The organism is Actinoplanes auranticolor, assembly GCF_018332655.1.
GTDB lineage: Bacteria > Actinomycetota > Actinomycetes > Mycobacteriales > Micromonosporaceae > Actinoplanes > Actinoplanes auranticolor.
Genome location: NZ_BOQL01000018.1, coordinates 14826 through 27487, shown reverse-complemented (window position 1 = coordinate 27487; position 12662 = coordinate 14826). Strand labels below are relative to the sequence as shown.

General features: G+C 72.9%; 11 protein-coding genes. 5 read left to right on the top strand and 6 right to left on the bottom strand.

Going from position 1 to position 12662, the window contains the following annotated elements; all coding sequences use genetic code 11:
* The first annotated feature begins 31 nt into the window (after positions 1-31).
* Positions 32-1300, top strand: a complete 1269-nt coding sequence (locus Aau02nite_RS09425) for a carboxylesterase family protein (RefSeq protein ID WP_212987949.1) — start codon at positions 32-34, stop codon at positions 1298-1300.
* Positions 1301-1313: 13 nt separating this feature from the next.
* Here the strand turns inward: Aau02nite_RS09425 and Aau02nite_RS09420 are convergent, their stop codons facing one another.
* Genes Aau02nite_RS09420 through Aau02nite_RS09410 form a run of 3 tightly spaced genes read right to left on the bottom strand, consistent with a single transcriptional unit; the run spans position 1314 to position 4317 of the window.
* A complete protein-coding gene (locus Aau02nite_RS09420; protein ID WP_212987948.1) occupies positions 1314-2072 on the bottom strand; it encodes an ABC transporter permease in 759 nt (252 codons plus the stop codon).
* Positions 2069-3586: a DUF1349 domain-containing protein gene (locus Aau02nite_RS09415; RefSeq protein ID WP_212987947.1), complete on the bottom strand. Its 1518-nt coding sequence runs from the start codon at positions 3584-3586 to the stop codon at positions 2069-2071. The genes Aau02nite_RS09420 and Aau02nite_RS09415 overlap by 4 nt, the downstream gene beginning before the upstream one ends.
* Entirely contained in the window at positions 3583-4317 is a 735-nt protein-coding gene (locus Aau02nite_RS09410; protein ID WP_212987946.1) for an ABC transporter ATP-binding protein, read from the bottom strand. Before Aau02nite_RS09410 ends, Aau02nite_RS09415 begins: the two co-directional genes overlap by 4 nt.
* A 118-nt stretch (positions 4318-4435) precedes the next feature.
* Between Aau02nite_RS09410 and Aau02nite_RS09405 the strand changes: the two genes are divergently transcribed.
* Both Aau02nite_RS09405 and Aau02nite_RS09400 read left to right on the top strand, forming a co-directional pair.
* Positions 4436-5566 carry a sensor histidine kinase gene (locus Aau02nite_RS09405; RefSeq protein WP_212987945.1) on the top strand — a complete coding sequence of 377 codons (1131 nt, stop codon included), beginning with the start codon at positions 4436-4438 and terminating at the stop codon, positions 5564-5566.
* Positions 5563-6234: a response regulator transcription factor gene (locus Aau02nite_RS09400; protein WP_212987944.1), complete on the top strand. Its 672-nt coding sequence runs from the start codon at positions 5563-5565 to the stop codon at positions 6232-6234. The genes Aau02nite_RS09405 and Aau02nite_RS09400 overlap by 4 nt, the downstream gene beginning before the upstream one ends.
* Here the strand turns inward: Aau02nite_RS09400 and Aau02nite_RS09395 are convergent.
* On the bottom strand, positions 6221-7681 hold the full coding sequence (locus tag Aau02nite_RS09395) for a family 43 glycosylhydrolase (RefSeq protein ID WP_246595019.1): 1461 nt from the start codon (positions 7679-7681) through the stop codon (positions 6221-6223). The genes Aau02nite_RS09400 and Aau02nite_RS09395 overlap by 14 nt on opposite strands.
* 218 nt (positions 7682-7899) lie before the next feature.
* Between Aau02nite_RS09395 and Aau02nite_RS09390 the strand changes: the two genes are divergently transcribed.
* Positions 7900-8808: a LysR family transcriptional regulator gene (locus Aau02nite_RS09390; RefSeq protein WP_212987942.1), complete on the top strand. Its 909-nt coding sequence runs from the start codon at positions 7900-7902 to the stop codon at positions 8806-8808.
* 92 nt (positions 8809-8900) lie between these two features.
* Complete coding sequence (locus Aau02nite_RS09385) at positions 8901-9668, top strand: class I SAM-dependent methyltransferase (RefSeq protein WP_212987941.1); 768 nt, start codon at positions 8901-8903, stop codon at positions 9666-9668.
* Positions 9669-9675: 7 nt separating this feature from the next.
* Here the strand turns inward: Aau02nite_RS09385 and Aau02nite_RS09380 are convergent, their stop codons facing one another.
* Both Aau02nite_RS09380 and Aau02nite_RS09375 read right to left on the bottom strand, forming a co-directional pair.
* Positions 9676-11091 (bottom strand): serine/threonine-protein kinase, encoded by a 1416-nt coding sequence (locus tag Aau02nite_RS09380; RefSeq protein WP_212987940.1) that lies wholly within the window; start codon positions 11089-11091, stop codon positions 9676-9678.
* A gap of 148 nt (positions 11092-11239) precedes the next feature.
* On the bottom strand, positions 11240-12643 hold the full coding sequence (locus Aau02nite_RS09375; RefSeq protein ID WP_212987939.1) for a GGDEF domain-containing protein: 1404 nt from the start codon (positions 12641-12643) through the stop codon (positions 11240-11242).
* Positions 12644-12662: the final 19 nt, after the last annotated feature.

Genomic DNA, 12662 nt, shown 5'->3' with positions numbered 1-12662 from the left:
GAACGTCACGCGATCGAAACAGGGAGGCCGTATGGCCACGTCGATCAGCCGTCGATCCGTCCTGGCCGCCGGGGCCGGCGCCGCCGTGGGGCTGGCGGTGCCGGGTGCGGCCGCGCAGGCCGGCGGCCACCCGGCCACCAGAGCGCGATTCACCCTCAACGCCCAGACCCTGGACGGCGGCGAGCAGGTCACGTCGCTCACCATCGCCACTGCCGGGCTCGGCCGCATCGATCCGGCCAGTTTGACCACCGGCACCTTCACCGTGCACGCCACGGCGACCAGCCCGATCCCGATCGCGCCGGGCGACCAGATCTTCAGCGAGTACGACCTGGACCGGGCGGTGACCGCCGTCCGGCTCGACCACCACGGCAACATCGTGCTCGACCTGGCCTACGCCGAAGGTCAGACCGGCGGCGGCACCCTCGGCTACATCCTGAGCCGGGGCCGCAACGTGCGGCTCGACCTCACCTACACGATCACCCAGCACGCCCCCTTCACCGTACGGGGACGCCGCCCGGTCACCCTCACCGAGTTCGTCCAGGGCCGGCTGTCCAACCCCGAGGTGGACGCGTTCGGTCACCGCGTCTCCGCCTCGGGGATGAAGTACCGGCTGTACCAACCGTCCCGCCGCTACGCCGGTCGCGGCCGGCGCCCGCTCGTCGTCTGGCTGCACGGCGGGGGCGAGGGCGCCTCCCTGCCCGACAACTACTACGACAACGAGACCACGCTGCGCGCTAACCGCGGTGCGCTGGGCTTCGCCACCCCGGAAGCTCAGCGGATCTTCTCCGGCGCCTACGTCGTGGCCCCGCAGAGCACCTCCTTCTGGCTCGAGGACGGCGACCGCTTCGCACCCCTGATCCGCCAGATCGTCCGCGAGGTCGCGCGCCGGCACCCGATCGACCGCGAGCGGATCCACGTGGTCGGCGCCAGCAACGGCGGCTACATGAGCCTGAAGATGACCACGGTCTACCCGGACCTGTTCGCGGCGTCCGTGCCCATCTGCGGCGTCGTCGAGTCCCTGCAGCCCGGCGGCCCCACCATGATCACCGACGCCGAGCTGCGGGCCATCCGGACACCGACCTGGCTGGTCACCTCCCGCGACGACGACACGGTGCCGCCGGAGCCCAACACCGTCCACGCCCACGAGCTCATCGACGGCTCCCTGCTGTCGCTGTACGACCGCGTCGTCTGGGACGGCCACCAGTTCCCCGGCCACTGGTCGTGGATCTACGTGGCCCGCAACGACCCGCGCATCGACGGCACCCGCATCTGGCAGTGGATGGCCCGGCAACGCACCTGAGCGGCCGGCCCGGTCAGGGGTCGCGGAGCCGGAACGCCAGTCCGCCGCAGAGCAGGGCTGCGGCGGACCAGGCGGCCAGGACGGCGAGGCCCGCCCAGGGTCCGATCGGCTGGCGTTGCAGGTCGGTGGTGGCCTGGACGGCGAGACCTGCGGTCATCGGCGCGAAGCGGCGCAGCGTGCGTTGCAGCTCCGGATCGTTGATCACCGCCGCGATCAGCGGTACGGCGTAGAGCAGGGCCAGCACCGCTCCCGCCGACGCCGCCGCGTCCCGGATCACGGCGGCGACGCCGAGCGCCAGGAGCCCGATCAGCACCAGGTAGAGCACCGACCCGGCGGTGGCCCGCAGCATCGGGCCGTCGGTCAGGGACAGCGCTGCGATGCCGTTGCCGGGCAGCACCGCCCGGCCGACGGCCACGCAGCCCAGCACGGCCGCCGTCCCGGCGACCAGGGCCAGCCCGCCGGTCAGGACCGCCTTCGCGGCCAGGACGACGATCCGGCGGGGCGTGGCGGTCAAAGTCGTGCGGAGCAGGCCCGTGCTGTGCTCGCCGCCGATCGTCAGCACGGCCGGCAGCACGACCAGAGCCTGGCCGAGCTGCACCCCGGCCAGGCTCAGCACCGCCGGATCGATGCCACATCCGCCCTGGCCGCAGCTCGCCGACGCGACCGCGAACAGGCTCATCAGCACGGTCACCACCACGAAGCACGGCACCAGCCACAGGGCCGCCGGTTCGGTCCGCAGCTTCGTCCACTCCGCGTACAGCACCCGGCTCACACGTCGCTCCGGCGCAGCCGCGCGGTCGCCAGGCCCAGGGCCAGGGCGGCGTACCCGGCCAGGACGGCCAGGCCGGCCCACGCCGGTAGCGGGTAGTAGCCGGACGCGGGCGTGTAACCGGCCAGCACGTGCGCGTACTCGGGCACGACCTGCTGGATCGCGAAGGCCGCGGCCGGGGTCAGCCGCAGCAGCCACTCCGCGGCCGCGGGCGGCAGGCCGCCGATCACCGCCATCAGGTACGGGAGCACGACCACCGCCACGGCGAGGCCGACCGCGGCCAGTCCCCGCCGGAGCAGCAGCCCCAGCCCCAGTGCCAGCAGTGCCGTGCCGGCGACGAGCAGACCGGTTCCGACGGCCACCCGAACCAGGGTGGGCAGCGGCAACCCCGGCTGCCGGAAGCCGTTGTCCGTCAGTACCGCCCAGGCGAGCGGGATGACCAGCGCGGCGGCCGCCGTACCGGTGACGAACGCGACGGCGCCGAGCACGACGGCCTTGGCCGCCACCACGCGGCCTCGCCGCGGACTGGCCAGCAGCGTCACCCCGATCAGGCCGCGCCGGAGTTCGCCGGAGCCGTTGACGGCGGCCACCACGATCACCACGATCAGGCCGACGACCAGTCCGATCAGCACCAGCTGGACCCCGGGCCCGGACTCGCCGGCCAGCGGTGCGATGTCACCGTTGCCCGACACCGTCAGGACCCCGCCCGCCTGTTCGACGCCGCCCGGGTGGTGCAGGGTGCCGTCCGGGTTCAGCTCGGCGCCGACGTCGTCGCGCCGCCAGTCGTCGCCGGGCGGGGTGCCGGTGGCGGTGACGTTGTCGAAGGTGGCGGTCGCCGTGGCCAGCCGGGCCTGGACACTGCCGCCGCCGGCACCGTTGTTGACGGTGAGGTCGCTCGGTGAGGTGACGAAGAGCCCGAGCTCGACGGGGCCGGCCAACGTCGCGGTGCCGACCTCCGTCCAGGCGGCGCCGTCGGCCGACTCCTCGCCGGTGACCCTGTCCCCGGCACGGGTCAGTCGCAGCCAGCGCGGGGTGCCCGCGGAGACAGCGCCGGGCCGGCCCGCGGTGTCGTGGACGAAGTCGTGCTGCATCCGGACGCCGTGTTCCGCGGTGACCATCAGGGCCACGTAGCGGGAACCCTCGGCGGTGCCGACCTTGGCGATGACGCCGGCCTTGGACCACTCCACCAGACCCGGGACGATCTTGTCGTGGTCCGGCGGCGGGTAGGTGATCACGCCTTGCATCGAGGTCACCCGTACGGTGATGGCGCCGTCGCCGGCCAGCGTGCGGTGCACGAAGAAGAACTTGTCGCGGACCGGCTGGCCGTCCGGCCCCAGCGGCAGGGCCGGGCACTCGATGTCCACCGTCCCGTTCGAGCAGGACGAGATGCTGTTCGACGCGACGAACAACCCCAGCAGCACGGTCACCAGGGCCGCGGCCACCGTGCCGAGCACCCAGCCGCGGACCGTCCGGAACTTGGTCCATTCGGCCCGTACGAGCCGTCCGAAGTCGCTCATCGGGCCGCCTCCCCGCGGAAGTCGACCGCGTCGCGGGTCAGCGCGAAGTAGGCCTCCTCGAGCGACGGTGCCGCCGCCAGCAGCTCGGACACGGTGGTGTCGGCCAGCACCCGGCCCCGGCCGATGATGACCACGTGCGCGGCTATGTGCTGCAACTCGCTCATCAGGTGGCTGGAGACCAGCACGGCCCGCCCCTGCGCGGCCAGGGTCCCCAGCAACCCGCGCATCCACACGATCCCCTCCGGGTCCAGGCCGTTGAACGGCTCGTCCAGCATCAGCACCGGTGGATCGCCGAGCAGTGCGGCGGCGATCCCGAGCCGCTGGCGCATACCCAGCGAGAAGCCACCGGCCCGGCGGCGGCCGGCCCCGCCCAGGCCGGTCTGCTCCAGCACCTCGTCGACCCGCCGGGCGGCGAAGCCCTGCGACCGGGCCAGCCAGAGCAGGTGGTTGCGGGCGGAACGGCTCGGCTGCAGGGCCCCGGCGTCGAGCAGCGCCCCCACGTGGGTCAGCGGCCGGCGCAACGTCCGGTACGGCACGCCGCCGACGAGCGCGGTCCCGGCGTCCGGGGCGGCGAGGCCGAGAACCACCCGCATGGTGGTGGACTTGCCGGCGCCGTTCGGGCCGACGAAGCCGGTGACGTGTCCCGGCCGTACCGTGCAGGACATGCCGTCCAGGGCGACCGTGCGCCCGTACCGTTTGCGGAGGCCGGTGACCTCGATCGTGGGTTCCATGGCCCCGGTTCTACGGAGCGCGCCGTAACGGCGGCCGAACGCGCACCGTCATTCCGCTGTTAGGTGCGGACCGGCATGCTGGTCCCGTGCCGGTCGGCGGCGCGGCAGGGGGAACGGTATGCGGACGGCTCGGCGGCAGTTCACGATCATGTACGTGGTGCTGTTCATGCTGTCCGGCGTCGCGCTGCTCGGCCTGACCGGCTTCATCACCATCTCCCGGACCAGCACCCCGGCCGGGCCCGCGCCGCAGCAGCCGACCGGCTCCGCCGCCGGGCGGATCGCCGAGCTGGAGGCCCAGCTGCAGGCCGTGCACCAGGACCAGGCGCGGCAGCTGCTCGCCGGTTCGGTGATCGCGCTGACCGTGATGGCAGTGGCCTCGGTGCTGCTCGGCCGGTCGGTCGCCGGGCGGGTGCTGCGGCCACTGCGGACGATCACCGCCGCCACCCGGGCGATCACCGCCGACAACCTGCACCGGCGGCTCGCCGCGCCGGGCCCCGACGACGAGGTCAAGGCGCTCGCCGACACCATCGACGAGCTGCTCGAACGGCTGGAGCAGGCGTTCGCGGCGCAGCGCCGGTTCGTCGCCAACGCCTCCCACGAGCTGCGTACCCCGCTGGCCACGATGCGGGCCTCGCTGGACGTCGCGGTCGCGAAACCCGGGCCGGTGCCGCCGCAGACGGTGGCACTCGCCGACCGGCTGCGCACCGAGCTGGACCGGGTCGACGGGCTGCTCGACGGCTTCCTCACGCTGGCCCGCACCCAGCACGGCGCGCTCGCCGACCGGGCGCCGGTCTCGCTGGGCGAGCTGGTCACCGAGGTGCTGTCCGCCCGCGCCGCCGACATCGCGGCCGAGCGGCTGACGGTGCGGGTCGACGTGCGGCCGGACGCCTGGACCCACGGCAATGCCGTGCTGCTCGCCCGGATGACCGGCAACGTGATCGACAACGCGATCACCCACAACGTGCCGGACGGCTGGATCCGGGTGGTCGCCGCGGCCGAGGCCGGCACCGCGCTGCTGGCCGTCGAGACCGGCGGCCCGCCGCTGGACCCGGATCAGGTCGCCCGGCTCGGCCGGCCGTTCCAGCGGCTCGGGGTGGAGCGGACCGCCGGCGCCGGCGCCGGACTGGGACTGTCCATCGTGGCGGCCGTCGCGGCGGCGCACGGAGGCACGCTGGTGCTGCGGGCCCGGCCCGAGGGCGGCCTGCACGTGGCCATCCGGCTGCCGCTGATGCCGGCGGGCGCCGCGTGAGGGTGCTGGTGGTCGAGGACGCGCGAGCGCTGGCCGAGGTGATCGCCGAGGGCCTGCGCGACCAGGGGATGGCCGTCGACGTCGCGCTGGACGGTCTGACCGCGGCCGGGAAACTGGAGCTCGCCCCGTACGAGGTGGTGGTCCTCGACCGCGACCTGCCCGGCCTGCACGGCGACATGCTGTGCCAGATGATCACTGAGCGGGACGAGCGCCCGATGGTCCTGATGCTGACCGCGGCCGACGCGCCCGGCGACCGGGTCACCGGCCTGACCCTCGGCGCCGACGACTACCTGGCCAAGCCGTTCCACTTCCCCGAGCTGGTGCTGCGGGTCCGCGCCCTGGCCCGCCGCCGCCCGTCGGCGCGGCCGAGGACGCTGCGCGCGGCCGGCCTGGAGCTCGACCCGGCCCGGCGCACCGCCACCCGCGACGGCCGCCGGCTGGACCTGTCGGTCAAGGAGTTCGCCCTGCTGGAGGCCCTGCTGCGGGCGGCGCCGGCGTTCCTGAGCGCGGAGTCGCTGCTGGAGCAGGTCTGGGACGAGAACGCCGACCCGTTCACCAACACCGTCACGGTGACGATCGGGCGGCTGCGCCGCAAGCTCGGCGAGCCGCCGATCATCACCACCCAGGCCGGGGTCGGCTACCGCATCGCCGGCCTCACCGGTTCGTGACCGCGAGGTTGTCGAAGGCCGCCGCGGCGTTGTAGACGCGCACCCCCGAGGAGCCCGCGGCGTACGTACCGTCGGTGACGGTGATCCTCGGGCTGGCCATGTCGTTCACGAACACCTTCAGGGTCGTGCCCACCGCTTCGACCCGCAGGTGGTAGCGCGTGCCCACGGCGACGGACAGGGGTGCGGCGCCGAGCCGGGTCCAGTTGTTGTCCGCCTTGCCCAGGACGACCTGGCCCGCCGGGCTGATACCCGCGTAGTAGCCGCGGTAGCTGTCGGTGCCGACGGCGGGGGAGGTGGCCCGGAAGACCAGGCCGGCGTCGCCCCCGCCGGAGGTGACCGTGACGTCGGCGTCGTAGACCGCGTTCGTGTGGTTGTCGGTCAGCAGCGACTTGCCGCCGTACGAGTGCTGGGCCCGGTACTGCCCGCCGGTGGCCGTCCACGAGCCGCCGTACGTCTTCCAGCCGATCGCGTTGTTGTCGTCGAAGTTGTCCTTGACCAGCATCTTGACCCGCTGGACGGTGCCGTCGGCATGGAAGTTCATCCGGTCGTAGGCCAGGTAGCGGGCGTTGCCGTCGGTCTCGCCCAGCGGCCGGCGGTGGTAGAACGTGTACCAGGTGTCGGTGCCCGGGATGTTCAGGACCGAGTTGTGGCCGGCGCCGCGCGCGACCGCGGCGTCCTGCGCCAGGATCTTGTCGAGGCGCTGGAACGGGCCGGTGGGTGAGTCCGACATGGCGTACGCGACGGAGTAGTCCGGGCCGGTCCAGCCGCCCTCGGACCACATCAGGTAGTACTTGCCGTTGCGCTTGAGCATCTGCGGGCCCTCGACGTACCCGGCCGGGGTGATCTCCTTGAACACGGTGCCGTCGGCGAACGTGCCCAGGCTGGTCATGTCGCTGTTGAGCCGGGCGACGTTGGCGTGGCCGTGACCGCCGTAGTAGATGTAGGCCTGCCCGTCGTCGTCGATGAACACGTCCTGGTCGATCGGCTGCGCGCCGTTGACGAACCGGTCGATGAGCGGCCGGCCGATGGCGTCCACGTAGGGGCCCTCGGGGCGGTCCGCCACCGCGACGCCGATGCCGCCGAGCTGGTTGTTGTTCTGGATGTCGTTCGCGGCGAAGTAGAGGTAGTACCGGCCGTTGCGCTGGATCGGCGCGGGGGCCCAGACCGCGTACCTGGCCCAGGAGACGTTCGCGGTGGTCAGCACGTTCGGGTGCTTGGTCCAGGTGACCAGGTCGGCGGAGGAGAAGGCGTCCAGATAGGTCTGCTCGGCGTAGGGGCGGGAGGCGGTGGGGAACACCCAGTAGCGGTCGTTGTAGACGGCGACGTCGGGATCGGCGTACCGGCCGTCGACGAAGGGGTTGCCGGCCTCCGCGGTCGAGTAGGCAGGGGGTGCGGAGAAGGCCGGCGCTACGAGCAGAGCCACCAGGGCTGCGGCGATTGTGTTCACGAGTTCCCCCATCGACATCCCCCGATGAATGATAAGGATTGTTTACTTGTGTCGGGACATGTCGTCAAGCGTTCTGGTGTGATCCCTCGAACTTTTGTCTCTGACGGCAGAAGTCGGTCGGGTTCCGGCGGCCGGGTCACGGTGGGCATGCTGGAGTGAGCTCGCTCCAGGTGCCATGCTCGGCGGGTGCCGTCTCACACTCCGAAGCAGTCGTCGCCGTGAGCGCCATCGAGTTGCGGCATCTCGCCACCATGGCGGCGATTGCCGAGGAGGGCTCTTTCGGGCGGGCGGCCACCCGGCTCGGTTACACCCAGTCGACCATCAGCCAGCATGTCGCCGCGCTGGAGAAGGCGGTCGGGGGCCCGGTGTTCGACCGGCCCGGCGGTCCCCGGCCGGTCCGGATCACCCCGCTCGGCGCCGTCGTGCTCGAGCACGGGCGTGACCTGCTGGCCGGGGCGGACGCGCTGACCGGAGCCGTCGAGCGGTTCCGGGCCGGGGACGGCCGGATCGACATCGGCACCTTTCAGAGCGTGTCCAACGTGATGGTGCCGACCGTCGTGCGCCGGCTGCGCGAGGAGCACCCGGACTGCGACATCAGAATGACCGAGGAGGTGCCGGGGCAGCAGCCCCGGATCGACGATCTCGACCTGCTCTTCTACGACGGGCGGCTCGACGGCGACGTCGATCACGTCAAGCTGCTCGACGATCCGTACGTGCTCGTCGCCCGCCCGGGTGACTTCCCCGCCGGCCCGGTCCGGGTCGGGCAGCTCGACGGTGCGCCCCTGGTGGCGTACCCGCCGGTGTGCGACCAGCCCAGGCTGGAGCTGGCGCTGGCGCGGGGTGGCGCCCGCCCGCGGATCGTCTTCCGCAGCGCCGGTGACGACACGATCCTGTCGATGGTGCGGGCCGGGATGGGCTCGGCGGTGCTGCCCTGGCTGGCCGTGCACGGCTCCGGCGTCCGGTTCGACGATCGGCTCAGCGTGCACGAGCTGCGGCCCGCACTCGCGCCCCGCGAGGTGTTCCTGCTCTGGCAGGCCGGTCGCAGCCACTCACCGCTGGCGGCACGGACCATCGAGATCGCTGTCGAGGCCGCGGCTGATCTGGTCCAGCAGGCGAGCCATCGCTGAGCGCGATCGACTTGATCGCGAACAATCGCTTTTCTCGATGTGCCTGCGGCTCTAACGTCACCGCTGAGCCCCGAGAGGATCCGGTGACGGTGATGTCCGAGATATTCGACTACGACGCTGAACTGCGCCTGCACAACGAGGTCTTCCGGGCCGCCGCCCGCGTCGGCGCTCACGACCGGGTGCTCGACATCGGCTGTGGGACCGGGCAGACCACTCGCGAGGCCGCCCGCGCCGCCGTCCACGGAAGCGTGACCGGCGTCGACGTCTCCGCGCAGATGCTGGAGCGGGCCCGCCGGCTCAGCGACGAGCAGGGGCTGCGCACCATCACGTTCCAGCAGGCGGACGCCCAGATCCACCCTTTCCCGCCGGCGCATTTCGACCTTTGCATCAGCCGGTTCGGCACGATGTTCTTCGCCGACCCGGTCGCCGCGTTCACCAACATCGGGCGCGCCCTGCGCCCCGGCGCGCGCCTGGTGCTGCTGGTCTGGCAGGACCGCGACCGCAACGAGTGGGCGACCGCGATCCGCCGGGCGCTCACCCCGGCCGCCGTGCCGACCCGCGGCCCGGATCCGTTCTCCCTGGCCGACCCGGCCGTCACGGAGGGCATCCTGGCCGCGGCCGGCTTCACGGACGCCGGCTTCACCGACGTGCACGAGCCCGTCTACTACGGCCGGGACAGCGCGACCGCCCTCGCTGCCGTGCTGGGCCTGTGGGAATCCCAGGACCTGCTCGCCGGCCTCGACGCCGAGGCTGCCGAGCAGGCCCGCGCGCGGCTGCGCGCCACGCTCGACGCCCACGCCACGGACAGCGGTGTGTACTTCGACTCCCGGGCCTGGATCGTCACAGCCCGCCGGGGCTGAACGCGCCTCAGGACTCGGCGAGCACGACGTCCCGCACCGGCTGTCCGTCGCCCGGCGGCGGGTCCTCCGGCTCCGGATCCTCCGGGGGATCCGTCGGGTCGACGGGGGGCTCGGTGGTGGCCGGGGGAACGGTCGGCTCCGGCTCCGGGTCCGGCTCCGTCGTGGTCGGCGGCGGGTCACTCGGCGTCTGACCGGGTCCGGCCGGTGGGGTCGTCGGCGCCGCGGTCGGTGCCTGGCTCGACGGTTTCGGCTTCGGCTTGGGCTTCGGTTGCTGCGGCGGTGCCGTGGCCTCGCGGGTCCAGGTGTCGGTGATCCGGCGCACCGGGCGCTCGGCGTCCGCCGGGACGTCGGGGACAGGCTGGGTCGAGGTCACCGTGGGCTTGGGAGCGGGCTGCGGCGCCCGGGGCACGGGGGCGCCGTCGACGGCCGCCTCCGCCTCACGCCCGCCCGGCGTCGAATACCCGTTGGCGACCTGCAGGCCGATGACGCTGACGAAGGCCGCGGCCACGGCTATCGAGGCGGTGATGGCGGTGCGGCTGCGGGAGCGTTTCCGCCGAACCGGCGCGATGGTGCGGGTGAGGGCGGCTGCCGGGCGTACGGTCGGGGCCTTGCCGGCGGCCCGCCGCAGGATCTCGGCGACCTCGGCCGCGGCCGGGCGCCGGGCCGGGTCGTCGTCGATGCACGCCTCGTACAGCCGGACGAGGTCGCGGGGCAGCCCGGCGATGCCGGGCAGCCGCGGCGCCCGCTGCTGGTAGCGGGCGGCGAGAATGTCGCCGACGCTGGTGCCCGGCCAGGCCCGGGTGCCGGTGAGGCATTCGAACAGCAGCAGGCCGAGGGCGTAGACGTCGGCCGCGGGGTACGTCGGCTCGCCGCGCAACTGCTCGGGCGCGAGAGTGGCCGGAGTGCCCCAGAGCTGCCCGTGGGCGTCGAAGCTGTGCTGACCGGCCATGGCCGCGATGCCGAAGTCGAGGACCTTCACGCCGGCCGGGGTGAGCATGACGTTGCGGGGCTTCACGTCGCGGTGCACCAGGTCGCGGGCGTGCGCGGCAGCCAGGGCCGCGGCGACGTCGGCGCAGATCTCGGCGGCGCGGGACCAGGCGAACGCGCCGGTCGCGGCGATCCGGTCGGCCAGGGTGTCACCGTCGAGGAACTCCATCACCAGGTACGGGACCCGCTGATCGGCGTCGTCGGTGGCCTCGCCGTAGTCGTAGACGCGGGCGACGTTCGGGTGGTTGAGCGCCGCGGCGGCCCGCGCCTCGCGCAGCACGTCGGCGGACGGCGCGCTGCTGTCGGGCCGGTACGGCGAGAACAGCTTGATCGCGACGCGACGCTTGAGCGTACGGTCGTAGCCGCTGTGCACGACGGCGCTGCCACCGTGGCCGACCGCCTGCTCGACCCGGTAGCGGCCTGCCAGAGATCGCATCGTGATCCCTCCTGGCCGTCGCGCGGACTCGTGACCCACAGTCTGGATCTTCCGCGGCGCTGATCTTGCTGCGAGTGTCGCATATCATACCCCGGCTTGCCGGGTGGCGAGACTCGCCAAAAAAGCGGCGGGGTGCGCGGGCGTGGGCTCAGGGGCGCTGATCGGCCATGTCGGGCGTGAAGCGTTCCACCCGTCCCCGGCCGTTCCCCTTGGCGCGGTACAGGGCGAGATCCGCGTGGTGCAGCAGCGCGGCGGCCTCCTGGTCCAGGTCGTCGAGGGAGGCGATGCCGATGGAGACACCGATCGTGACGGTGTGGTCGCCGATGATGAACGGGTCGGCCAGGTAGGTGGTGATGCGCTCGGCGACGGCGTACGCGTCGTCGGCGGTGCGCAGACCGTGGCACAGCACCACGAACTCGTCGCCGCCGAAGCGGCCGACGTAGTCGTCGGGACGAGTGGCGTCGGCCAGCCGCAGAGCGACCTGCTTGAGCAGCTCGTCACCGATGGCATGGCCGTACGTGTCGTTGACGGGCTTGAAGCCGTCGAGGTCGAGGAAGAGCGCGGCCAGACAGCCGTCCGCCCCGTTCTGCCGCCGGCGTCGCCAGTCGAGCACGGCCGTCTCGGCCCGCTCCATGAACAGCGCCCGGGTCGGCAGCCCGGTGAGCGTGTCGTGCAGGCGGGCCCGGGCCAGCCGGGAGGAGCTGACGAGCGCGGCGGCCCCGATCACCAGGATCACGATCATGGCCACGCTGAAGGCGCCGAAGATCTGCCAGGCGACGCGGCCGGTCGACTGGACCGGAGCCAGCAGGGCCGACTGCGACGTGGTCATGAGCACCCGCCAACTCGTGCCGGGCACCGGTGCGGAGGAGAAGTACGTGTCCCCGATGACGCCCTCGTCCCGGGTCCGCATCGCCGCCACCAGGGCGGCATCCGGAGTGGCGGCGGAGCCGGCCGGGCCGGTCGAGGTGATCACGGTTCCGGCCCCGTCGAGCAGGAAGGAGCCCGCGTGCGGCTGGCTCAACGCGCTGGAGACCAGGATCGACAGCTCGTCGACCGCGATGGGAATCACCAGCATGCGGCGCCCGTCAGGCGCCTCGAACGGTTGGAAGGCGGGCACGCTCACACCGCTCGGGGCCGTCAGGACGTCGCCGAAAGAGAGCGTCCCGGTCTGTTTCGCGATGCGGAGCCCGGAACTGGCCGGCAGGCGTCGCATGATCGCGTCATGGGACGAGGGGAAGGTGGCCAGCTGCGCGCCGTCGGCGCCGAGCACGGCGTGCCACGGCGTGCCGAGCTGCTGCTGGAGGGCCACGCCCTGGCGGCGTAGCTCGGCGCGCGAACCGGAGAAGGCGGCGCCGGCGGCCGCCCGGGTCTTGGCGTCGCTGGCCCCGAGGGTGCCGGCGATCGTTCTGGCGCCGTCCGAGGGACGCAGGCTGAACTCGTCGAGGATCTTCACCCGCGAGGCGGCAACGGTGTCCGCGAGGTAGTAGCCGACGGCGCCGACCAGGGCGACGCTCAGGCACACGGCGAAGCAGACCGCCAGCTTCCGCACCATTACCGATCCCTCACGCTCG